Genomic DNA, 21,746 nt, shown 5'->3' on the forward strand with positions numbered 1-21,746 from the left:
CGTCTCAGCATGTGGTCGTTTCGGCCCGACCGGCCTGCCCGGTGCCCAGTATTTCCACGCCAACACGCGCCATGTAAGGCGTAGAAGGGCAGGTGACTCCTGAACTCACCGATTACCGGACAAGAGTGTTCGCGCTGTTGGGGTCGGGCGTATGCGTCCGAATATCGGACGTCAGGCGCCGCCGGGCGCTGTTTTCGGGTGGACTCGACCCCCCGGGGTCCTCGACTGCTCGGATTTCCTAGTTGTTACGCACGGTTACATCGCTGCGGACGGCCGGACATGCCACCGCCCCCTTGTCCAGACCAACGACTTCCCAGCGTTGTCGAAGGTCAAACAAGGGGGCGGGCAAGGGATTTGACGGAGAATCGGCTCAGAGGTCGCGCAGCATGCAGGTGAGGCGGCAGCTGGTGACCCGCTTGCCGGTGTCGTCGGTGATTGCGATCTCGTAGGTGGCGGCGGTACGGCCCTTGAACACCGCGGTCGCCACGCCGGTGACCAGGCCGGAGGTCGCCGAGCGGTGGTGGGTCGCGTTGAGGTCCACGCCCACCGCGTACCGGCCCGGACCGGCGTGCAGCATCGCCCCGACCGAGCCGAGCGTCTCCGCCAGTGCCGCCGAGGCGCCGCCGTGCAGCAGCCCGTACGGCTGCTGGTTGCCGTCCACCGGCATGGTGCCGACCACCCGGTCGCCCGAGGCCTCGACGATCCTGATGCCCAGCTTGTCGCCCAGCCGGCCGCCGGAGAAGGTGGCCGGGTCCACGCCGAGCTTGGCGAAGTGGTCCAGCATCTCCTGCGGGACGTCGATGAGGGGGGAGACGTCGGGAGTGCTGCCGGGGGCGGTGCCGGTACCGGCGTCGGGGGCGGTGTCGGGGGCCGGATCGGTCATGGGGGAACTCCTGCCGCTCGGGGGTCGCGTCGTCGTGCTGCCTGTGATCGTACGACCGTCCTACTCGGCGGTAGAGGCGGTGGCGGCGAAAACCGGAGTGGCACCCGGGGCGCGAGCGCACCCCGGGGACGCCCGCCCCCGGCGTGCCCCTTTTGTCAGTGGCGGGCCCTAGGATCGGTGACCGGTAGTGGAATCGGCAGGAACGGACGTTGACGTGGCTACGCAGAGTACGGACAAGGGCGCGGCGGGTGGTGGCGGAGCCGGATCGCGGCCCCGCCTGATGCTGCTCGACGGGCACTCCATGGCCTACCGGGCGTTCTACGCGCTGCCCGTGGAGAACTTCAACACCTCCACCGGCCAGCCGACCAACGCGGTGTACGGCTTCGCCTCGATGCTCGCCAACACCGTCCGGGACGAGGCGCCCACCCACCTCGCGGTCGCCTTCGACCTCTCCCGCCAGACCTTCCGCTCGGTCGAGTTCCCCGACTACAAGGCCAACCGGGCCAAGACCCCGGACGAGTTCCGCAGCCAGATCGGGCTGATCGGCGAGCTGCTCGACGCGATGCACGTGCCGCGGCTGACCGCCGAGGGCTTCGAGGCGGACGACATCATCGCCACCCTGGCCACCGCCGCCGAGGCGGCCGGCTACGACGTCGACATCGTCACCGGCGACCGCGACTCGCTCCAACTGGTCACCGAGCACATCACGGTGCTCTACCCGACCAAGGGCGTCTCCGAGCTGACCCGCTACACCCCGGAGAAGGTCGCCGAGAAGTACGGCGTCACCCCCCGCCAGTACCCCGACCTCGCCGCCCTGCGCGGCGACCCGTCCGACAACCTGCCCGGCATCCCCGGCGTCGGCGAGAAGACCGCCGCCAAGTGGGTCAACCAGTTCGGCTCCTTCGACGAACTCGTCGCCCGGGCCGACGAGGTCAAGGGCAAGATCGGCGAGAAGCTGCGCGAGCACCTCGACTCGGTCAAGCGCAACCGCGTCCTCACCGAGCTGGTCCGGGACGTCGAACTCCCGCTCGGCGTGGCCGAGCTGGCCCGCGCGCCGTTCGACGCCCCGGCCGTCACCGCGCTCATGGAGACGCTGGAGTTCCGCAACGCCAACTTCCGCGACCGCGTCCACGGCATCGACCCGGCCGCCGCCGCCGAGCCCGAGGCCGCCGAACTCGCCCCCGGCGTCGAGGTCGACGGCGAGCTCCTCACCGACCCGGGCACCCTCGCCGCCTGGCTGCGGGAGCACGCCGCGGACAAGACCCCGGTCGCGCTGGCCGCCGTCTACCGGTGGGCGCTCGGCGCCGGCGAGGTCTCCGAGGTCGCGCTCGCCGCCGGAGAGACGGCGGCCTGGTTCGACCCGGCGCTGCTCGCCGAGGAGGACGAACGCGCCTTCGCCGCCTGGCTGGCCGACCCGGCCGCCCCCAAGGCCCTGCACATCGCCAAGCAGGTCATGCGGGCCTTCGCCGAGCGCGGCTGGAGCATCGAGGGCGTCGTCGCCGACACCGCCCTCGCCGCCTACCTGGAGAAGCCCGGCCGCCGCACCTTCACCCTGGAGGTGCTCGCCGAGGAGTACCTGGCCCGCTCGCTCACCCCGGCCCCGGCCGCCGAGTCCGGCCAGCTCGCCTTCGACGCCCCGGAGGAGGACCCGACCGCCGGTGCCCAGGCGCTGATGCTCCAGGCCCGCGCCGTGCTCGACCTCGCCGCGCTGTTCGACACCCGCCTCGCCGAGGTCGGCGCCACCGGGCTGCTGCGCGACATGGAGCTGCCGATCGCCGCCCTGCTCGCCCGGATGGAGCGCACCGGCATCGCCGCCGACCGTGACTGGCTCACCGGCCTGGAGGCGCAGTTCGCCGCCGAGATCCAGCGGGTGGTCGAGGAGGCGCACGCCGCCGCCGGCCACGAGTTCAACCTCGGCTCGCCCAAGCAGCTCCAGGAGATCCTCTTCGGCGAGCTGGCGCTGCCCAAGACCAAGAAGATCAAGACCGGGTACACCACCGACGCCGACGCGCTCACCTGGCTCGCCACCCAGACCGACAACGAACTGCCGGTCGTCCTGCTGCGCCACCGCGACCAGGCCAAGCTGCGCACCACCGTCGAGGGCCTGCTCAAGACGGTCTCCCCGGCCGGGCGGATCCACACCACCTTCAACCAGATGGTCGCCGCCACCGGCCGGCTCTCCTCGCAGGACCCGAACCTGCAGAACATCCCGGTCCGCACCGAGGAGGGCCGGATGATCCGCCGGGCCTTCGTGGTCGGCGAGGGCTACGAGTCGCTGCTCACCGCCGACTACTCGCAGATCGAGCTGCGGATCATGGCCCACCTCTCCGAGGACGAGGCGCTGATCGAGGCCTTCGCCACCGGCGAGGACCTCCACACCACCGTCGCCTCCCAGGTCTTCGAGGTCCCCGGCGACTCCGTCGACGCCGAGATGCGCCGCAAGATCAAGGCGATGTCCTACGGCCTCGCCTACGGCCTGTCCGCCTACGGGCTCTCCCAGCAGCTCGGCATCAAGCCGGCCGAGGCGCAGGGCCTGATGGACACCTACTTCGAGCGCTTCGGCGGCGTGCGCGACTACCTGCACCGGGTGGTCGAGGAGGCCCGCGCCACCGGCTACACCGAGACCCTGCTCGGCCGCCGCCGCTACCTGCCGGACCTCAACAGCGACAACCGCCAGCGCCGGGAGATGGCCGAGCGGATGGCGCTCAACGCCCCGATCCAGGGCTCGGCCGCCGACATCGTCAAGATCGCCATGCTGCGGGTGGACGAGGCGCTGCGCACGGCGGGGCTGACCTCCCGGATGCTGCTCCAGGTGCACGACGAAATCGTGCTGGAGCTGGCCCCGGGCGAGCGCGAGCCGGTCGAGGCGGTCGTCCGCGAGCAGATGGCCGGCGCCTACCCGCTGCGGGCGCCGCTGGACGTCTCGGTCGGCGTCGGCGTCAACTGGGAGGTCGCGGCACACTGACGTTCCGTCAGCAGTCCCCGGGCGCAGCTTCTTCGAGGCGGCGCCCGGGGCCTTCTCGGCACCGGGGAGCGGGCCTACCCTGGCGGGTATGCCTGCCGATGAGGTGCTCCGCCGCCGCCGTGACGGCACCACCGTCGACCTCGTGTTGGAGCCGGGCGGGGGCTCCTGGCCCGCCGCCGCGCTCCTGGTGCTGCGCACGCTCGCCGTCCTGCTCGCCGTGGGTTTCGCGTTCCTCCCCGTCGGCATGCTGCTCGTGGCAGTCGCGGTGATCGTCGGCGCCACCTTCGTGGGCGCGGTGACCGTCTGCGCGGCGCTGTGGGTGTCCGCCGCACTGCTCCTGTGGCCGTTCGTCGCGGCCGCCGAGCTGCGGTCGGTCCGCCGGGTGCAGTTCGCCCCGGCCCGGAACCCGACCGAACTGCGGTTCGTCCGGGGCGCCCGCGCCGGCGCCTGGGCCCCGATCTCCGGCCTGCGCCGGATCCAGCTGCGCGAGTCCGTGGAGGAGCCCTACGAGGGCGACCCCGCGCCGGCCGTCCGCACCCTCGACATCACGGTGGTGACCTCGACCGGCGGCGAGGGCCCGCACAGTGCGCCGAAGGGCACCGACGTCGACGCGCTCCAGCGGTCCCTGGAGGACCTGCTCGGGCCGGCCGGCATCCCCGTCCTGCGCCGTACCGAACGTCGCGTCCGCCCCGAGCCCCGGCGGCCCTCCGGCGGCTGGGTCTACGGCGGCTCGGGCTCGGCCAATTCCGGCGGGGGTTTCTCCGGCGGCGGGTGAGTGGGGGCCACCCACTGCCGGCCGTGGCCAGGAGGCGTCCTTCCCGGACAGCCGCCGGCCCGGTGGAGTTCATCACCGCCCGGCGAACGGCGCGGAAACTCCCCGCGGCGGCGGCCGGCCCACCCGCCGCTGCCCGACCCGGCGGGGACGCCCCCGCGGATGCCGTGCCGGCGGACGCCCCGCCCGCCGTCGCCCCGCCGGAGCAGCGGTCCTGAGCGGTGGCGGCAGGGCGCGGGGCGCTGGGCCGCCGTCCGCGCTCCCGGCGATCCGGGGGATCCGCCGGGAGCGCCCGGGCGTCGCGGTGGCCCCGGGGGGTTGATACCGGGTCAGGGAGCCTCTTCACTTGTCATGGCGCCGCCGTCCTTGATCGGGGGCGCGGCGCCACCGCTCCGACGCTCCACCGCTCCACCGCTCCACCGCTCCGACGCACCACCGCTCCGATGCTCCGACGCCTCACCCGACGAGTCTGGAGATCCCCTCATGTCCCAGTCCCGCCTGCGGCGCGCCGTTGTCGCGCTGACGGCCCTGCCCCTGCTCGCGCTCGGCGCGGGCCAGGCCGTGGCCGCCCCGGCCCCGACCCCGGCACCGGCCCCCGCCGCCGCCTCCTCCAAGGTGACCGCGATCGAGGACGAGGTCGCCCGCACCCTGGCCGCCTCCCTCGCCGACCCCGCCCTGCGCGAGCGGCTGCGCACGGCGACCGCCGCCGCGCCCGCCGGTGCCGAACTCGCCCCGCTCGCCGCCGGACTGTCCGGCGACACCGCCCGCGGGCTCGCCGCCACGACCGCCCGCGCGGACCGCGCGGTGGCCACCGCCAAGGGCCTCGGCGACCTCGGCCCGCTGCTGCGGGTCCAGCTGGCCGACCCGTCGATGCGGGCCGCCCTGGACGCCGGCGCCGCGCCGCTGGTGGCGATCGCCGGCACCGACGAGCACGCCCGTACCGTCCGCGCCTACGACACCGCCGGCCGGGTCCGCGGCCTGGACGCCGCCACCCTGCCCACCCGCCCGGTCTACCTGGTCGACATCGACACGGCCAAGGCCCTGACCGCCGGGATCGACCTGCTCCAGCGGGAGTTGGCGGCCCGCGGGATCGCCCCGGCCGCCTCCGCCGCCCCGGCCGCCGTGCAGGCGGCCGGCTGGTGGGGCACCAAGATCACCTCGGTCGAGGTGAACGACGACGAGGAGCCCTGGTTCAAGGGCGCCGCCGAGATGTTCAGCCTGGTCTCCGGCTTCGGCCTCGACGGCAAGGTCCGGGTCGACTCCGTCGCCATGCCGTACCTCCAGTACGACGGCACGGTGTACTACCCGAACCAGATCCTGGTGAACTGGTCGAACTACAAGTACAACCTGGCCGACGTCGTCCTGATGGAGGACGACGGCGACACCAACTACCTGGCGCTGGCCCAGGCCGTCGCCGCCGTCCTGCTCACCATCGCCGACCAGGGCGCCTACATCCCGCTGGTCAACGCCGTCCTCGCGGCGCTGCCCGCCTCCTGGTGGACCGACGACCCGGACTACGTGGAGTCCTGGTACACCCTCGCCCGCACCAGCACCGGCCGCCTCAACGGCGCCCGCGGAAACGGCTGGATGACCGTCGAGCCGTACTGGGTCAGTCAGCTCTGACCGTCCACGGGGCCGGGCCGGCGCAGCGCCTCACCGTGCTGCGCCGGCCCGGCCCGCAGTTGATCAACCCGTGTCACGGAGTCAATTCCGTACTACCGTGGGCACGATGACCATGGAATCCACTTCGACCGACCGGCCCGTCTCCCTGGCCGAGGCGCCGACGCTCCAGGCCCGCAACTCCGCCGCCTTCTGGACCGCGACCGGCCGGAGCCGGGGGCACGAGGTGATCCGGCGCCGCGGCTTCGTCGCCGTCGACGGCGACGAGCGCGCGGGCCTGCGGATCCTGATCCAGGAGCCCGGCCTCGACCCGGCCGAAGCGGCCGAGTTGAGCGAGCTGACCCGCCGCGCCGCCGGCCCGGTGACCGTCGAGGACCCGTTCAGCTCGACGGACCTGAGCCACCTGGGCATGCGCACCTGGCAGATGCCGATCATGCTGCGCCTGCCCGGACCCGTCGCCGCCCCGGCGCTGGACGTGACCCGGGTGCGGCGCCCCGAGGACCTCCAGGTGGCCGAGCGGGTCGTGATCGAGGGCTTCGAGCTGGACGGCTTCGAGCCCTACCGCCCCGGCGAGCTCTTCCCGACCGCGTTGATCGAACAGCCGGGCGTGGACGTGTTCCTGGCCTCGGTCGACGGCGCGGTCGCGGGAGCCGGCGTGAGCGTCCTGGCCGACGGCGTCGCCAGCCACTACTGGATCGCCACCTCCTCGGCCTTTCGGTCACGAGGGGTGGGCCGAGCCGTCATGCTCGGCGCCCTCGCCCACCTCGCGTACCTCCCGGCCACCCTCACCGCCTCGAAGCTGGGCAGGCCGCTGTACGAGTCGCTGGGGTACGTGGTTGCGTCGCCCTCGACCTGGTGGGCTTCCTCCTGAGCTACGGCATTGCGCACAGGAAGTCGGAGCCGCCGACTTTCTGTGCGCGGCCTGGCCGCTTGAGTACTGGTGTCAGATCGGAAGGTCCCAGCCAGGCCCGTCCTCGGTGCCGAGCCAGACCCGTTGCCCCGCGGCCGAGACGGTGATGCCGAAGGCGACCTGGTGCGGCTCGCCCGCGTCCTGCCAGGTCTCGATGGCGTCTTCCACCTGGTCCCACAGGCGGAGCGGTCCGCGCTGGACCACGGTCCAGCCGCCCGCGGGGTCGGGCGCGGTCCGGGCCTGCGAGCCGGTGGCCACGTCCGAGAGGATCTGCTGCGCTCCGCTTCCCATCCGTTCGGCGGAGGGCGCGGCGAGCTGCGCGATCCAGCTGCCGGTCCAGGTGTCGAGCTTCGCGGGATCGATCCGGCTCGGGCGTTCGTCCCCAGGGAGCAGAGCCAGGGTCGGACGGGGCGGCCGGTCGTGAGGGCGGGCGATCATGAAGCTGGTGCAGCCGGGCAGGAAGCGTCCAGTGGCCTCGCCGGGGCCGGTCACGTTGAGCAGCGCCAGGGCGTTGGCGTAGCTCCACCCGGACAGGGTGACCAGGATGCGGCCGCCCGGCCTCACCTGACGCAGCCAGGCCATCGGCAGGTGGCGGACCGCGCAGGTCGCGATCAGCCGGTCGAAGGTACCGCCGTTCGGGTCCCCGCCGAGACCGTCGCCGGTGATGAGGCGCGGGGCGTAGCCGGCGGCCTGAAGAGCGGAAGCGGCGCGTTCGGCTACCTGGGGGTCGTACTCGATGCTGGTGATGTTCCCGTCGCCGAGGCAGTGTGCGCCGAGAGCGGTCGAGTAACCGGTTCCGGTGCCGATTTCGAGCACCTGGTGCCCGGCGGCCGTGCCGAGCTGTTGCCACATGCCCAGCACGAGCGAGGGCAACGTGGAGGACGACGAGGGTGCCCCGGTCACCGGATTTTCCCCGGTGTCTTCCGGGCGTGTGCGGCCGTCGAGTTGGGTGATGAGGGTCTGGTCGGCGTAGACCCCCTCCAGCCATCCGGGGTCGCCGTGGCGGATTGTCCGGTAGCTGGTGGGGGTGGTGCCGTCGATCGGGACGAAGTAGCTGCCGACGAACGTTTCGCGCGGCACGGCGGCGGCGGCCTTGCTCCACACGGGGTCGGTGAGCGCGCCGTCTGCGGTGAGCTGGTCGACCAGGGTGGCGCGGAGGGTGTCGGACGTGGTCACTGGCCGTGGCCTCCTTCCAGTTCGTCGGCGATCGCGAGCGCGATCCGGTGAGTCGTCTCGGCCGGCTGCCAGGCCCATTGCCCGTTCGGGTTGCACTCCAGGAAGTACCACCTGCCGTCGGCGGTGACGGCGAAGTCGAAGGCACCGAAGGCCAGTCGAAAGGTGGCGAGGTAACGGGTGGCCGCCTCGGCAACCGGTGCGGGGATGTCGATCGGACTGCAGCGCATCCGGTCCTGCCGGTACCGCCAGTCGAGATCCGGGCTGTCGACGCGGGTGGCGAACAGTCGGTCTCCGACGGCGGTCACTCGGGTGTCGAACACCTTGGGCACTTTGGCCTGGAACATGTGGGGGCACACCCTCACGGCCTCGGTGATCTCCCGGCTGCGGACTTCGCGGACCCAGACGGACCGGGCCTGCCCGTCGACCGAGTACGGGGAGTTCCACACCGGTTTGTAGACCGTGCCGCCGGCATGGCGGGCAGTGAACTTCCGGGCCTCGCGGTCGTCGTCGGTGATCAGGGTCTCGGGTGCCTGGAATCCGCAGCGTTGTGCGGCGGCGAGCTGAGCCGGCTTGTACTCCGCCGCCCGGTTGTTCCAAGGATGGTTCATGTAGTGGGCCCCTGGAAGCGAGGCCAGAATGCCACCCGCCCCCCAGAACGCCTGCGAGGCGGCGAACCGGCGGTCCTGGCTTTCTAGGTCCGGCGGCCCCTGGTAGGACGAGGGCCTGCGAACCCAGACGGACCGAACCGCCGTGAGGTCCAGTTCACGGCTGGACGTACGGAGGGTGCCTCGCTGACCGCCGGTGCGGTAGGTGGCGGTCAGCGAGGCACCCGTGTGCAGGTCGGTGCCGGGGTCGAGTCGGACCACCGGCACCCGGCGCTCGGCGAGCACCCGCAGTACCGCATCCGCCGTCACATCGGAGGAGTTGGTCAGCACCAGCACCGACCCGCTTCGGTTGTCCATCAGCCGGAACTCTGGTCCTGGTCGTAGGACTCGGTGACATCGCTGTCCGTGGCGCCGCCCGGCGTGGCCCCGTCACCGGGGCTCGTCCGGGTGGGCGTGACACCGCTGGTGCTGGTGCCGTGGCTCCCCAGCTCGACCGTTCGGCCGTTCCGGTCCACGATGACGGCGATCTGCGTCTCGGGGTCGATCACGGGCGTGAACGCCGGGAGCGTGGCAGTGGCCGGGTAGGGCCCCATCCTGCCGATGCCCCAGGGGGCGGGGGTCTGTGTCATGCGTCCTCCTTGATCGGGAGTGGGAAGTCGATGGGGTCGACTTCCTGTGCGCGCGGGGTTCAGGTGGTGTGGGGCGAGCGGGAACAGCAACCACGGTACGGAGAGGCATCGGACGACCCCCACGGAGTTGCGGATGGTTGCGGCGATTCACCCGAGGGTGTCGATCGCCGAGGCGATGAGGGCGCCGGCCTCCCGGCCGTAGACCGCGAACTCCTGCAGTTCGCGGAAGGTTTCGAGGTATTCGCCGACTTCGGGCGGGCTGGTGACCCGGACGCGGGCGGTGACCAGTTCGATCTCGACCAGGTGGTCATCGACGACGTGGAAGGTTTCCACCGGCCAGATGGTCCGCTGCGTGGTGAAAGGGATGATGCCGAGGCTGACCCTGGGAAGCGCCCTGATCGAGAGCAATCGGGCCAACTGGTCAGCCATGACCGCCGGTTCGGAGATCCGGTAGCGGAGGACGGACTCCTCGACCAGGCAGACGATGCGGTGGTTGCCCTGGTGCATGGGCTCGGTGCTCCGCATTCGCTGGGCGACCGCCTGTTCGAGGTCGCCGGGTGAACTTGCCCGATCTGCGAAGCGGGAGAGGATCGCAGCGGCGTAGCCGGGGGTCTGGAGCATGCCGGGAACGACGTCCGAGGAGTAGAAGCGCAGAAGGCGCGAGTCCCGGTAGGAACGGGTGTAGGTCTCCTGGAGCTGTTGGAGGCCGGCGCGTTGGAGGCGCTTCCACTCCACGTACATCGATGCGACCGAACGTGAGGCCGCGATCAGTGCGGGGATGTGGTTCTCCGCTCCGCAGGCCGCGCACCAGGCCCGGATGTCGTTGTCGGAGGGAGCCGACTCGCCCTTCTGGATGCGGGTGGTCTTCGCCGGGTGCCAGCCGCACCGCGCGGACAGCTCACGGCCGGTGAGCCCCGCGTCCTTGCGTAGGTCCTGGAGCCTGTCGGCCAGGGCCTGACGGGCGGATTGGGCAGCTGAGGACGGAGAGGAGGCCATGAACTGTCCGCGATGGTCCGAGTGGTCAGACGATGTACCGGTCGTGCGGGACGCCGCGTTCCCAGACGATCTCGAATGCGTTGGAGACCATCTTCACCACGGCCGGATCCTCGGTGTACTCGTGCCCGGCCCAATCGCCGTCGCCCGTGAACCAGTGGAAGAGGACCAGTCGGTCGTCGATCAGCCACAGGTCGTTGCCGGGCAGTGGAATGTCCGAGGCGAGGCGTCGGGGGAGCCACCGCACGTGCTCACCCGCAGCGAGGTTCACTGGGGTCAGTGCGTGCTCCCACCGGATGTAGTCGGTCACCGGCTCCGACACGATCCGTGCCCGGCGCATGACCACGCCACGGCCGACGGTCTCTCGAACGAGTGGCACCCAGCCGGCCCAGCCGTCCGAGTCCGGGTCCAGATCGACCGAGCCGATCTGTTTGAACTCCTCGAACTCGGCTGTCTCGTCGGCGACGCCGTAGACATCACGCATCTCCAGATGGACGGCCGTCCGCCGTGCTCCCTTCAACAGGGCGGAAAAGTCCGGCACGTTCTGCGTCATCGCACGCCTTTCGCAGGATCGGGATCATCCGCAAGGGGATGCGGATGACGGTTTCGTGCTCAGGGATGCCCCTCTCGCGGCCGGGCACCCACTCGGTCCCGCGGATGCGGGCCTCGAGCGTGGCGCCCGCCTTCCAACCCTGGATCACCAGCTCGTTCGCCTCGTCCTCGATCCACACGGTCGGCGAGCCACCGGACTTGCTCTCGGGGTCGATCCCTGCAAAATCCAGCGCCATGGTGGTCTCCTGGGTCCGGCGGTGTTGAGGGTAGTCGTCGCGGTACACACGGTGAAGTCGGGGGTGAGGCACGTCAACGGCGCATGGTCGCGCGAGAGGCGCGCGAATGGAGGGATGAAGGACTGCCTTCGCCCCGCGATGGTGGGGTTTCCTGCGCAGGAACAGCTTGAGCAGGGACGGCGGTCCGGTGCTGCCCCCTTCCTTCTCTGCCTTGCGGATGGTCGGCATGGAGACGCCGGCGGCCTCGGAGACTTCTTCCTGCGTCATGCCGGCTCGCAGCATCTTGATGCGTTGGCCGGTGGAGTAGTCGGACCACTGCGTCATGGGGAGCGTCTTCAAGGCGGACCGCACCCCCGCCGTCCTGCCCCCGGAATCGGAATCGACCGATGACCAGCCGGATTGACGGCTTCTCAGCTGGTTGCGGGGACGCCGAGGAGGGAGGCGATGCGGCCGGCTGTGCCAGGCGCACCGTCGGCGAGGACGGTGGTGATGCCGAGCGCTTCGGCAGGGGGCAGGTTCCTCGGGTGGTCGTCCACGAATACGCACGCTTCGCCGGGCAGCCCGAGTCGCTCCAGGGTGAGCCGGCAGATCGCCGGGCCGGGCTTGGCGATGCCCTCCCGTTCGGAGACCACCGTCACGTCGAACAAGTCCCACGCCATGGCGCGCCTCGTCCTCTGGGGGGGGTGGCCTCGTCGGGACCGTACCCGCTGGACCGCTGTCACTTCCGGGCGTTGGTGCGCTTCGTCGGTTCCGCCGTGGTCGGGTCCTCGGGCCAGGGGTGGCGGGGGTAGCGGCCCCTGAGGTCTGCTCTCACGGCGTGGTAGCCGTTCTTCCAGAAACCCTCCAGATCACCGGTGATGGCGGCGGGGCGGCCGGCGGGGGAGAGCAGCTGCACGGTGAGCGGGACCCTCCCGCCGGCCAATGCCGGGGCGGCCCTCCAACCGAAGAGCTCCTGCAACTTGACGGCCAGTACCGGGCGTTCGGTGCTGTAGTCCACCCGTATCCTCGAGCCGCTGGGCACGGTGATGCGTTCGGGGGCCAACTCCTCCAGACGCCCGGCCTGGCCGCTCGCCCAGGGGAGGAGGCGTTGCAGAGCGTCCGTCGTATTGATCCTTGCCAGGTCGGCGCGGCGGCGGGCGCGGGACAGCTCGGGTTCCAGCCACTCCTCGGCGCGTTCGAGCAGCGCGGAATCAGACACGTCCGGCCATGGGTCGCCGATCGCCGCGTGGAGGAACGCCAGGCGTTCGCGCAGGTTGGACGGGAAGGTCAGCAGGGTGCTCACGCCCTCGCGGGTGAGGCCTTCGAGGATCGCGGCCCGTACGAGGGCCCGATCAGGACGGGTGAGCGGCTTCTCGGAGAGTTCGATGGCGCCGAGGGATTCCACCTGCCGGGAGACGACCTCGTCCCGCCGGGTGTCCCAATGGACCTCGGCGCGCTTGGCGAGCAGTGGCGCGCCTGCGAGCAGTGCGGTGTCCTCGTCGAGCGCTGCCGCATGCAGTACCCGCGCCGAGTGCGCCCCCGCCGGCCGGTCGGCCGTCGCGACGGCGAGCCACGGCAGCGCGCCCAGCGCCGTACCCGGGGCGAGTTCGGCGGCTGTCCCCGAGGCCATCAGGTACGGGCTGCGCTCGCCGGGGGCGGGCCGCTCGACGCGCGCCCGGGCGATGCGCTCCGGGAAGGCGAGGGCGACGACGAGTCCGACGGCGGTGGCGTCGGGCAGGGCGGTGGCAGGTCCGTCGCCGGCGGCACGTTGCAGGCGGCGGACTTCGTCGCGCCAGCGTCCGGCGTAGGGGTCGCGGGAGTCCTTCACGCCGCGCCACACGGCCGCGAGGTCGTCCCCCAGTGCGCGCGGCGGTTCCTCGGAGAGCAGCGCGACCACCTCGGCCGCCCGGCGGGCGCCCACGGCGGGTGCGCCGTCGACCAGCGCCCGCCCCAACCGCGGGTGCAGCCCGGTGCGGGCGAGCCGCACGCCGCGCTCGGTCGCCCGGCCGTCGGCATCCACCGCCCCGAGCGCCCGCAGGGTCTCCCGAGCGGCGGCCATCGCGCCGGAGGGCGGAGCGTCGGGCAGGGCGAGTCCGGTGGCGTCCGGGTCGCCCCAGCAGGCCACCTGGAGGGCGAACGGAGCGAGGTCGGCGAGCGCGATCTCGGGGGTGGGGAAGCGGGCGGCGCGGGCGTCCTCGGCCTCGTGCCAGCAGCGGTAGACGGTGCCGGGGGCCTCGCGGCCCGCTCGGCCGGCGCGCTGGCGGGCGGCGGCGAGCGAGGCCCGCACGGTGACCAGGGCGGCCAGGCCCCGGGCGTGGTCGGTGCGCGGCTCCCGGGCGAGTCCGGCGTCGACCACGATCCGCACACCGGGCACGGTGAGGGAGGACTCGGCGACGGCGGTGGCGAGGACGACGCGACGTCCCGACGAAGGGGTGAGCGCCGCGTCCTGCACGGCCTGCGGCGCGCGCCCGTGCAACTGCAGCACCTCGGCCCCGACCCCGCCCAACTGCCCGGCGACCCGGGCGATCTCGCCGACGCCGGGCAGGAAGCAGAGCACGTCCCCGTCCCGTTCGCCCAGCGCCCGCCGAACCACCGCCGCGACATGGTCGAGCAGCGCGAAGTCCACCCGGGTGCCGTGCGCGGGCCGGACGGCGCGCGGCGGCGGCGCCCACACCACCTCGACCGGGTGCGAGACGCCGTGCGCCTCGACCACCGGCGCGTCGTCCAGGAGTTCGGCCCAGGCCGCGGTGTCGGAGGTGGCGGAGGCGCAGACGATGCGCAGTTCGGGCCGCAGGGCGGCGCGCACGTCGAGCAGGAAGGCGAGCGCGGTGTCGGCGTCCAGGTGCCGTTCGTGGCACTCGTCGAGCACGACCACGTCGACGCCGGGCAGTTCCTGGTCGCGCTGGAGGCGTTGCAGCAGCACGCCGGTGGTGACCACCTCGACCACGGTCTCCGGGCCGACCCGGCGCTCGCCGCGCACGGTGTACCCGACCTCGCGGCCCACGGAGGAGCCGAGCAGCCAGGCCATCCGCCGGGCGGCGGCCCGGACGGCGAGCCGGCGCGGCTCGGCGACCAGCACCCGGCGCACGGGCCGGCCGTCGGCGAGCAGTCCGGCCAGGGCGAGCGGCACCAGGGTGGTCTTGCCGGTGCCGGGCGGCGCGGCGAGGACGGCGGTGCCGGGCCCGTCCAGCGCCTCGTGCAGCGCGGGCAGGGCGGTGCGGACGGGCAGGTCGCGCCAGGACGCCCCTGTTGATCGTTGGGGCGGCAAGCCGGCTCAGCCCCGCTCGGCGACGAAGATCGCGGTGCCGGGGATGAGCCGCCCGCGCAGCGGCGACCAGCCGCCCCAGTCCTGCTCGTGCCCCTCCGGCCACTCCGGTTCGACGAGGTCGACCAGCCGGAAGCCGGCGGCGACGAGTTCGCGGACCCGGTCGCCGAGCGTGCGGTGGTGCTCGACGTAGCTGGCGCGGCCCTGCTCGTCCTCCTCGACGTAGGGGGTGCGGTCGAAGTACGAGGAGACGGCGGTGAGCCCCTCGACGCCGGGTTCGTCGGGGAAGGCCCAGCGGATCGGGTGGGTGACCGAGAAGACCCAGCGCCCGCCGGGCCGCAGCACCCGGTGCACCTCGCGCATCAGGGCCTCGGTGTCGGCGCTGAACGGCACGGCGCCGTAGGCGGAGCAGGCGAGGTCGAAGGCGGCGTCGGCGAACGGCAGGACGGCGGCGTCGGCCTGGACGACGGGCACGGGTGCGGCGCCGCGGGCGAGGTCGATCCGGCGGGAGTGCTGGAGCTGGCGGTAGGAGATGTCGAGGGCGACCGGGTGGGCGCCGCGGGCGGCCAGCCAGCGCGAGCACTGGGCGGCGCCGGCGCCGATCTCCAGCACGGTGCGGCCGGTGACGTCGCCGAGCAGCCGGGCGTCGGCCTCGTCGAGGCCCTCGGGGCACCAGGTGAAGCGGTCGTCGCCGAGGAACTCGCCGTGCTCGTCCTGGTACTCGTCGGCGTTGCGGTCCCACCAGTGGCGGCTGGCGCGGCTGCTCTCGCCGACGCCGGCGGACCTCCTTACCGCGTCGTCGCCGTCCTCGTCAAGATCGTCGGGCTCGGGGAGGGGGGTGCCGGTCACGGTGAGAAGGCCCATCGCGTAGGGTGTCGTCTGCGGAAGCGCCGCTGTCGCGATCCGGTCCGAGAGGGCCGGGATCCCGGCGGTGGCATCCGGGGAAGGGGTCCCTTTCGGCCGCCACCTTGCGGTGCGCAATCGGAGGATATGGCCTGTTCCATGCCGGGCTCCACCGTCTTGCCGTTGTTGGCGTTGACCGTGCCTGGCCGTCCCCGTATGCTACAAGTTGCGCTGCGGGCCTGCGCGCCTCGGACGGAGCAGGTCGCGCTCGCATCTGTCGAAGACCCCACGGTCGCAAGACGGACGCCGATCTCCCGTTCTCGGGTTTTCCGGTGTGCCGTGTTCTTGGCTGTCCGGCTTTCGGTGGGAGCGATACGGGCCCTCCGCGTGGCATTACCTACGACTTTCATGTCCGCACCGGAGCCCTTTTCCTAATGACGAGCCCCACCGACTCCTCCCTCAGCACCACCCCGCAGGTCGCGCTCAACGACATCGGCGACGCCGAGGCGTTCCTGGCCGCGATCGACGAGACCATCAAGTACTTCAACGATGGCGACATCGTCGAGGGCGTCATCGTGAAGGTCGACCGTGACGAGGTTCTCCTCGACATCGGTTACAAGACCGAGGGCGTCATCCCGTCCCGCGAGCTGTCGATCAAGCACGACGTCGACCCGCACGAGGTCGTCGCCGTCGGCGACAACATCGAGGCCCTGGTTCTCCAGAAGGAGGACAAGGAGGGTCGTCTCATCCTGTCCAAGAAGCGCGCTCAGTACGAGCGTGCCTGGGGCACGATCGAGAAGATCAAGGAAGAGGACGGGATCGTCACCGGTACCGTCATCGAGGTCGTCAAGGGTGGTCTCATCCTCGACATCGGCCTCCGTGGCTTCCTGCCGGCCTCGCTCGTCGAGATGCGTCGCGTCCGCGACCTCCAGCCCTACGTGGGCAAGGAGCTCGAGGCCAAGATCATCGAGCTGGACAAGAACCGCAACAACGTGGTCCTGTCCCGCCGTGCCTGGCTGGAGCAGACCCAGAGCGAGGTCCGCCAGACCTTCCTCACCACCCTGCAGAAGGGCCAGGTGCGCTCCGGCGTCGTCTCCTCGATCGTCAACTTCGGTGCCTTCGTGGACCTGGGTGGCGTCGACGGCCTGGTGCACGTCTCCGAGCTGTCCTGGAAGCACATCGACCACCCGTCCGAGGTTGTCGAGGTCGGCCAGGAGGTCACCGTCGAGGTTCTCGACGTTGACATGGACCGCGAGCGCGTCTCCCTGTCGCTGAAGGCGACCCAGGAGGACCCGTGGCAGCAGTTCGCCCGTACCCACCAGATCGGCCAGGTCGTTCCGGGTAAGGTCACCAAGCTGGTTCCGTTCGGTGCGTTCGTCCGCGTGGACGAGGGCATCGAGGGTCTGGTCCACATCTCCGAGCTGGCCGAGCGCCACGTCGAGATCCCGGAGCAGGTCGTCCAGGTCGGCGACGAGATCTTCGTCAAGGTCATCGACATCGACCTCGAGCGTCGTCGCATCAGCCTCTCGCTGAAGCAGGCCAACGAGGCGCTGGGTGCCAACCCGGCCGAGGTCGAGTTCGACCCGACCCTCTACGGCATGGCCGCGTCGTACGACGACCAGGGCAACTACATCTACCCGGAGGGCTTCGACCCCGAGGCGAACGACTGGCTGCCCGGCTTCGAGAAGCAGCGCGAGGAGTGGGAGCGGCAGTACGCCGAGGCCCAGACCCGCTTCGAGCAGCACCAGGCTCAGGTCATCAAGAGCCGCGAGGCCGACGCGGAGGCCGCTGCCGAGGGTGGCGACGCCGTCGCCGCCGCGGCCGGTGGCTCCTACTCGTCCAGCAGCGACGAGGGCTCGGGCGCCCTGGCCTCGGACGAGGCCCTGGCCGCCCTGCGCGAGAAGCTGGCCGGCGGCCAGAGCTGAAGCTCTGCCCCTGCCGCTGAGGCCGGTTAAGACCGGCTGATCAGCGCTTGGTGTCATCGATGGACCCCGCTCGGTTTCCGAGCGGGGTCCATTGTTTTTCGGCCTTCATTATTTATTCCTTATGGGTCGGATTTTTGTGATTAGGGGCTCATCGGATGCCTATGGGTGATTCGGGACCTAGGGCCTACCTTGGGGGGAGTTGCCCGATGGGTCGCTCACCCGGCCCCACACGCTAGGCACCCCCCGCATATGCGCCGTCGCTCTGCCGTGACCTCCGCTTCCCCCCTTGCGTCCGACGCCCGTCCGTCCGCCGACCCCCGGGTCGCCGGACGTCTCGCCGCCCTCGGCCGGTTCTGCTACCGGCAGCGGCGCTGGGTGCTCGGTTTCTGGGCGGTCGTCCTGGTCATAGGCGTGCTGATCGGCGGCCGGGTCTTCGAGGGCACGGTGGCCGGCGCCTCCTCCGCCTCCGCCGAGGCGGACCGTGGCAGCGCCGTCGTCGCCGCCGCCGACCCGGCCCGGGGCACCGTCACCGCCGTGGTGGACGGCCGGTCCGTGGACGACACGGCCGTCCGGGACGCCGTCACCCGGGCCACCGCCGAGATCGCGGCCCTGCCCGGGGTCTCCTCGGCCGTCGACGCCTACGGCCCCGGCCCGGGCGCCGAGGCGCTCCGCTCGGCCGACGGCACCGCGAGCCTGGTCTCGGTGCGGATGGCGGACAGCAGCACCTCCGCGCAGGCCGGCGCCGTGACCCAGCGGCTGGCCGCGATCCAGTCCGAGGTCCAGCCCGGTGGCGGCAAGGTGACCGTCGGCGGGGACCTCGTGCTCCAGGACGAGGTCAAGAAGCAGACCGAGAAGGACACCCGCTTCGGCGAGATCGTGACCCTGCCGCTCACCCTGATCGTGATGGTCCTGGTGTTCGGGGGCCTGGCCGCCGCGAGCCTGCCGGTGATCGGCGCCGTCGCCTCGGTGGGCGGGGCGCTGCTGGCCATGTTCGGCTTCAGCAAGATCATGGACATCGACACCAGCGTGCTGCCGATCGCCACCGTGCTGGGGCTCGGACTGTCGATCGACTACGCGCTGCTCATGGTGAATCGTTTCCGCGAGGAACGCGGACACGGAGCGTCGATCGCCGCCGCGGTGGAGCGGACCGCCGCCACCGCCGGGCGCACCGTCGCCTTCTCCGGACTGACCGTCGCCGTCGCCCTGTCCGGGCTGTTCGTCTTCACCAGCCCGGTGCTCGGGGCGGTCGCCGCGGCCGGGGTGAGCGTCGTGGTGATCGCGGTGGCCGCCGCGCTGACGCTGGTGCCCGCGCTGCTCGGCTTCGCCGGGCGCCGGATCAGGACGCCCACCGCGCCCGTCCCCGACGAGGGTTTCTTCAGTCGGACCGTGCGCCGGGTCCGCAAGCGGGCCGTGCTCGTCGCGCTGGTCTGCACCGGGGTGCTGATGGCCGCCGGGGCGCCGTTCCTGCACGCCGAGATGCGCAACTCCGGCGCCGCCGTGCTGCCCGCCTCCTCGGCCGGGCGGCAGGTCGCCGAGACCGTCGACCAGCGCTTCCCGCAGGCTTCGGCCGCCCCGATCACGGTGGTGGTGCAGAGCGGCGCGACGGTCGCCCAGGCCTACGCGGACGACGTGGTGGCCCAGCTGCCGGGCGTCAGTGGGGTGCGGGCCGTCACGCCCGTGAGCGACACCGTCTCCACCATTGACGTCCTGGTGCACGGCGATCCGCAGGGCGGAGAGGCCAAGCAGGTCGTCAAGGAGCTGCGCGCGGACCGGGGCGGGCTGACCACCCAGGTGACCGGCGGGGCGGCCTCGGTGGTCGACTTCCAGGGCGAGCTGCTCACCCGGGGGCCGATCGCGCTCGGCCTGGTGGCCCTCGGCACGCTGATCCTGCTCTTCCTGATGACCGGCTCGGTGGTGATGCCGGTCAAGGCCCTGCTGATGAACCTGCTCTCGCTTGGTGCTTCGCTCGGCGCGCTGACCCTGGTCTTCCAGGACGGCTGGTTCAGCGGCCTGCTCGGCTTCAGTCCGACCGGCGGACTGGAGACCTTCATCCCGGTCCTGGTGTTCGCCTTCGCCTTCGGGCTGTCGATGGACTACGAGGTCTTCCTGCTGGCCCGGATCAAGGAGCTGCGGGACAAGGGCCACAGCTGCACCCGGGCGGTGGAGCTGGGCGTCCAGCGCAGCGGTCGGATCATCACCTCGGCGGCACTGCTGATGGTGATCGTCTTCGCCGGCTTCGCCCTCGGCGACATGCTGATGGTCAAGCAGATGGGCATCGCGCTGGCCGTCGCCGTGGCGGTCGACGCGACCCTGGTCCGCTGTCTGCTGGTGCCGGCCGCGATGAGCTTCTTCGGCGAGTTCAACTGGTGGGCGCCGGGCCCGCTGCGGCGGCTGCACGACCGGTTCGGGCTGAGCGAGCACGTCGAGCTGCCGGAGCTGGCACCGGCCGTGCTGCCGGCGCAGCGTCCGGCGGAGGAACTGGTCGGCACCGGCTCGTAGGCTCCCGGGGCGGGCGTCGGGGCCGGGGCGACGGTCGGGCCGGTCGCGGTCGCGGTCGGGGTGGGCGGTCCGGTCGCGGGGCAGGCGGTCCGGTCGCGGTCAGGGCAGGCGGCGGAGCAGGGCGACAGCGGTGCGCAGGGTCTCGCGCTCGTCGGAGGTGAGACGGGCCTCGATCGCCGAGGCGATCCGCGCCTCGCGGCGGGCGCGCTGCTCGTACAGGGCGGTGCGGCCGGCCTCGGTGGCGGAGACCAGCAGCTTGCGGCGGTCGGTGGTGTGCGGCTGCTGGGTAACCAGACCGGCCTCGGTGAGCAGCGCGACCGTGCGGGCCATCGACTGGTGCCGGACGCGCTGCCGGTCGGCCAGTTCGGCGACGGTGCGGGCGCTGTCCTCGCGGACCAGCAGGCCGAGTACGCCGGCCTGGTTCTGCGGCAGCGTGTCGCCGGGGCGCAGTGCGCGGACCAGTTCGCCGATGGCGCTGCGCAGGTCGGCGGCGAGTTCGAGGGTCTCGGGGTGCGGACTGTTCACGGGAGAAGCCTACCCCGAAGATCTACAGCAAAACTGTGTAGCTTTGCTGTATGTTCTGCCTATGCGGATCACCAAGTTCGGACATGCCTGCGTACGCCTCGAACACGGGGGGACGACCGTGGTCGTCGATCCCGGATCGTTCACCGACCCCGCCGCACTGGCCGGCGCGGACGCCGTCCTGATCACCCACGAGCACATCGACCACTTCGAGGAGGCCGGGCTGCGGGCCGCCCTGGAGGCGGATCCGGAGCTTCGGGTGTGGACCAACCCGGACGTGGCCGGGAAGCTGGACGGGGTCGCCCGGCGGGTGACGGCGGTCGGCGAGGGCGATGCCTTCGACCTCGGCGGGATCCCGGTCTCGGTGCACGGCGAGTGGCACGCGGTCATCCATCCGGACATCCCGCTGGTGCGGAACATCGGCTTCCTCTTCGGTGGGCGGCTGTTCCACCCCGGTGACGCGCTGCTCGTCCCGCCGGGTCCGGTGGACACCCTGCTGCTGCCGATCGCCGCGCCGTGGACCAAGGTCGGCGAACTTGTCGACTACGTCCGGGAGGCCGGGGCGCGGCAGGCGGTGCCGGTGCACGACGCGGTGCTCAGCCCGGTCGGCCTCGCCGTGCACACCCGGCTGCTCGGCCCGGGCGGACCCGGCGGCGCGGAGCTGCGCACCCTGGGCGAGGGCGAGAGCCTCGACGTGGAGTGAGGGGGCGGCGGAGCGGCCCGGGGTGACGGGAGGGCGGTGCGCGCCGGTAGCCTGACGCCATGCTGAAGATCGGACTGACGGGCGGCATCGGCGCGGGCAAGAGCGAGGTGTCGCGGCTGCTCGCCGCCCACGGCGCGGTGATCGTGGACTCCGATGTGATCGCCCGCGAGGTGGTCGCCCCCGGGACGCCCGGCCTCGCGGCCGTGGCCGCCGAGTTCGGCCCGGGCGTGCTCGCGGCGGACGGCTCGCTCGACCGGCCCGCCCTCGGCGCGGTCGTCTTCGCCGACCCGGCCCGGCTGAAGGCGCTGAACGCGATCGTCCACCCGCTGGTCCGGGCGCGGTCCGCCGAGCTGGAGTCGGCGGCCGCGCCGGACGCGGTGGTGGTGCACGACGTGCCGCTGCTGGCCGAGAACGGGCTCGGCCCGCTGTACGACCTGGTGGTCGTGGTGGACGCGGCGGACGAGGTACGGATCGACCGGTTGGTCCGGCTGCGCGGCATGACCGAGGACGAGGCCCGGGCCCGGATGGCCGCCCAGGCGAGCCGGGCGGACCGGCTGGCGATCGCCGATCTGGTGATCGACAACAGCGGCCCGCTGGCGGAGCTGGCCCCGCGGGTCGACGAGGCGTGGGAGCGGCTGACCGCCCGGCGCTGATCGTCCGGAGACCCGT

General features: G+C 72.2%; 19 protein-coding genes. 8 read left to right on the forward strand and 11 right to left on the reverse strand.

Features of this window, described 5'->3' with window-relative positions; all coding sequences use genetic code 11:
• Positions 1–370: 370 nt before the first annotated feature.
• A complete protein-coding gene (locus ADK60_RS14535; RefSeq protein ID WP_045940274.1) occupies positions 371–784 on the reverse strand; it encodes a PaaI family thioesterase in 414 nt (137 codons plus the stop codon).
• A gap of 379 nt (positions 785–1,163) precedes the next feature.
• Here ADK60_RS14535 and polA point away from each other — a divergent pair, with 379 nt between their 5' ends.
• The 4 genes from polA (at position 1,164) to ADK60_RS14555 (ending at position 7,111) form a co-directional block, all read left to right on the forward strand.
• A complete protein-coding gene (gene polA / locus ADK60_RS14540; protein WP_079008363.1) occupies positions 1,164–3,848 on the forward strand; it encodes a DNA polymerase I in 2,685 nt (894 codons plus the stop codon).
• An 88-nt stretch (positions 3,849–3,936) separates the two neighbouring features.
• On the forward strand, positions 3,937–4,623 hold the full coding sequence (locus tag ADK60_RS14545; protein ID WP_053646239.1) for a hypothetical protein: 687 nt from the start codon (positions 3,937–3,939) through the stop codon (positions 4,621–4,623).
• A 480-nt stretch (positions 4,624–5,103) separates the two neighbouring features.
• Positions 5,104–6,243 (forward strand): DUF3103 family protein, encoded by a 1,140-nt coding sequence (locus ADK60_RS14550; protein WP_053646241.1) that lies wholly within the window; start codon positions 5,104–5,106, stop codon positions 6,241–6,243.
• A gap of 106 nt (positions 6,244–6,349) precedes the next feature.
• Positions 6,350–7,111, forward strand: coding sequence for a GNAT family N-acetyltransferase (locus tag ADK60_RS14555; RefSeq protein ID WP_053646243.1), 762 nt, complete (start codon positions 6,350–6,352; stop codon positions 7,109–7,111).
• Between the two features lie 72 nt (positions 7,112–7,183).
• On the opposite strand, the gene tgmC is transcribed toward ADK60_RS14555, so the two are convergent.
• The 9 genes from tgmC to ADK60_RS14600 all read right to left on the reverse strand — a co-directional run bounded on the left by tgmC (position 7,184) and on the right by ADK60_RS14600 (position 15,449).
• Positions 7,184–8,326 carry an ATP-grasp peptide maturase system methyltransferase gene (gene tgmC, locus ADK60_RS14560; protein WP_053646245.1) on the reverse strand — a complete coding sequence of 381 codons (1,143 nt, stop codon included), beginning with the start codon at positions 8,324–8,326 and terminating at the stop codon, positions 7,184–7,186.
• The gene (gene tgmB, locus ADK60_RS14565; protein ID WP_053646247.1) at positions 8,323–9,288 is read right to left on the reverse strand and encodes an ATP-grasp ribosomal peptide maturase; all 966 of its coding nucleotides are present in this window, start codon (positions 9,286–9,288) and stop codon (positions 8,323–8,325) included. The genes tgmC and tgmB overlap by 4 nt, the downstream gene beginning before the upstream one ends.
• Positions 9,288–9,560, reverse strand: coding sequence for a putative ATP-grasp-modified RiPP (tgmA, locus tag ADK60_RS14570; RefSeq protein WP_053646249.1), 273 nt, complete (start codon positions 9,558–9,560; stop codon positions 9,288–9,290). Before tgmA ends, tgmB begins: the two co-directional genes overlap by 1 nt.
• A gap of 147 nt (positions 9,561–9,707) precedes the next feature.
• On the reverse strand, positions 9,708–10,556 hold the full coding sequence (locus ADK60_RS14575; protein ID WP_053646251.1) for a helix-turn-helix domain-containing protein: 849 nt from the start codon (positions 10,554–10,556) through the stop codon (positions 9,708–9,710).
• A gap of 25 nt (positions 10,557–10,581) precedes the next feature.
• Entirely contained in the window at positions 10,582–11,106 is a 525-nt protein-coding gene (locus ADK60_RS14580) for a DUF6879 family protein (RefSeq protein ID WP_053646254.1), read from the reverse strand.
• Entirely contained in the window at positions 11,030–11,665 is a 636-nt protein-coding gene (locus tag ADK60_RS48395) for a helix-turn-helix domain-containing protein (protein WP_502687422.1), read from the reverse strand. Before ADK60_RS48395 ends, ADK60_RS14580 begins: the two co-directional genes overlap by 77 nt.
• 86 nt (positions 11,666–11,751) lie before the next feature.
• Positions 11,752–12,000: an HAD-IA family hydrolase gene (locus ADK60_RS14590; protein ID WP_502687423.1), complete on the reverse strand. Its 249-nt coding sequence runs from the start codon at positions 11,998–12,000 to the stop codon at positions 11,752–11,754.
• 59 nt (positions 12,001–12,059) lie between these two features.
• Entirely contained in the window at positions 12,060–14,588 is a 2,529-nt protein-coding gene (gene hrpB, locus ADK60_RS14595) for an ATP-dependent helicase HrpB (protein ID WP_053646255.1), read from the reverse strand.
• Between the two features lie 6 nt (positions 14,589–14,594).
• Positions 14,595–15,449: a class I SAM-dependent methyltransferase gene (locus tag ADK60_RS14600; protein WP_053646257.1), complete on the reverse strand. Its 855-nt coding sequence runs from the start codon at positions 15,447–15,449 to the stop codon at positions 14,595–14,597.
• 413 nt (positions 15,450–15,862) lie between these two features.
• Between ADK60_RS14600 and rpsA the strand changes: the two genes are divergently transcribed.
• Both rpsA and ADK60_RS14610 read left to right on the forward strand, forming a co-directional pair.
• On the forward strand, positions 15,863–17,353 hold the full coding sequence (gene rpsA / locus ADK60_RS14605) for a 30S ribosomal protein S1 (RefSeq protein ID WP_030307517.1): 1,491 nt from the start codon (positions 15,863–15,865) through the stop codon (positions 17,351–17,353).
• A gap of 267 nt (positions 17,354–17,620) precedes the next feature.
• Entirely contained in the window at positions 17,621–19,852 is a 2,232-nt protein-coding gene (locus tag ADK60_RS14610) for an MMPL family transporter (protein ID WP_053646260.1), read from the forward strand.
• Positions 19,853–19,951: 99 nt separating this feature from the next.
• Here the strand turns inward: ADK60_RS14610 and ADK60_RS14615 are convergent, their stop codons facing one another.
• On the reverse strand, positions 19,952–20,377 hold the full coding sequence (locus ADK60_RS14615; RefSeq protein ID WP_053646262.1) for a MarR family transcriptional regulator: 426 nt from the start codon (positions 20,375–20,377) through the stop codon (positions 19,952–19,954).
• A gap of 61 nt (positions 20,378–20,438) precedes the next feature.
• Here ADK60_RS14615 and ADK60_RS14620 point away from each other — a divergent pair, with 61 nt between their 5' ends.
• Together ADK60_RS14620 and coaE are read left to right on the forward strand one after the other, a co-directional pair.
• Positions 20,439–21,077 (forward strand): MBL fold metallo-hydrolase, encoded by a 639-nt coding sequence (locus ADK60_RS14620; protein WP_045940250.1) that lies wholly within the window; start codon positions 20,439–20,441, stop codon positions 21,075–21,077.
• A gap of 59 nt (positions 21,078–21,136) precedes the next feature.
• Positions 21,137–21,730, forward strand: coding sequence for a dephospho-CoA kinase (coaE, locus tag ADK60_RS14625; RefSeq protein WP_045940249.1), 594 nt, complete (start codon positions 21,137–21,139; stop codon positions 21,728–21,730).
• Positions 21,731–21,746: the final 16 nt, after the last annotated feature.

Origin of the sequence: Streptomyces sp. XY431, assembly GCF_001279805.1 — a bacterium.
GTDB classification, from domain to species: domain Bacteria; phylum Actinomycetota; class Actinomycetes; order Streptomycetales; family Streptomycetaceae; genus Kitasatospora; species Kitasatospora purpeofusca.

Excerpts from the sequence above, each read along its gene's own strand:
- rpsA (WP_030307517.1), top strand. The coding sequence starts at position 15,863 with ATGACGAGCCCCACCGACTCCTCCCTCAGCACCACCCCGCAGGTCGCG.
- ADK60_RS14550 (WP_053646241.1), top strand. The coding sequence starts at position 5,104 with ATGTCCCAGTCCCGCCTGCGGCGCGCCGTTGTCGCGCTGACGGCCCTG.
- ADK60_RS14555 (WP_053646243.1), top strand. The coding sequence starts at position 6,350 with ATGACCATGGAATCCACTTCGACCGACCGGCCCGTCTCCCTGGCCGAG.
- ADK60_RS14620 (WP_045940250.1), top strand. The coding sequence starts at position 20,439 with ATGCGGATCACCAAGTTCGGACATGCCTGCGTACGCCTCGAACACGGG.
- tgmA (WP_053646249.1), bottom strand. The coding sequence starts at position 9,560 with ATGACACAGACCCCCGCCCCCTGGGGCATCGGCAGGATGGGGCCCTAC.
- ADK60_RS14600 (WP_053646257.1), bottom strand. The coding sequence starts at position 15,449 with ATGGGCCTTCTCACCGTGACCGGCACCCCCCTCCCCGAGCCCGACGAT.
- ADK60_RS14580 (WP_053646254.1), bottom strand. The coding sequence starts at position 11,106 with ATGACGCAGAACGTGCCGGACTTTTCCGCCCTGTTGAAGGGAGCACGG.
- coaE (WP_045940249.1), top strand. The coding sequence starts at position 21,137 with ATGCTGAAGATCGGACTGACGGGCGGCATCGGCGCGGGCAAGAGCGAG.
- ADK60_RS48395 (WP_502687422.1), bottom strand. The coding sequence starts at position 11,665 with ATGACGCAGTGGTCCGACTACTCCACCGGCCAACGCATCAAGATGCTG.
- tgmB (WP_053646247.1), bottom strand. The coding sequence starts at position 9,288 with ATGGACAACCGAAGCGGGTCGGTGCTGGTGCTGACCAACTCCTCCGAT.
- ADK60_RS14535 (WP_045940274.1), bottom strand. The coding sequence starts at position 784 with ATGCTGGACCACTTCGCCAAGCTCGGCGTGGACCCGGCCACCTTCTCC.
- ADK60_RS14545 (WP_053646239.1), top strand. The coding sequence starts at position 3,937 with ATGCCTGCCGATGAGGTGCTCCGCCGCCGCCGTGACGGCACCACCGTC.
- ADK60_RS14575 (WP_053646251.1), bottom strand. The coding sequence starts at position 10,556 with ATGGCCTCCTCTCCGTCCTCAGCTGCCCAATCCGCCCGTCAGGCCCTG.
- polA (WP_079008363.1), top strand. The coding sequence starts at position 1,164 with ATGCTGCTCGACGGGCACTCCATGGCCTACCGGGCGTTCTACGCGCTG.
- ADK60_RS14590 (WP_502687423.1), bottom strand. The coding sequence starts at position 12,000 with ATGGCGTGGGACTTGTTCGACGTGACGGTGGTCTCCGAACGGGAGGGC.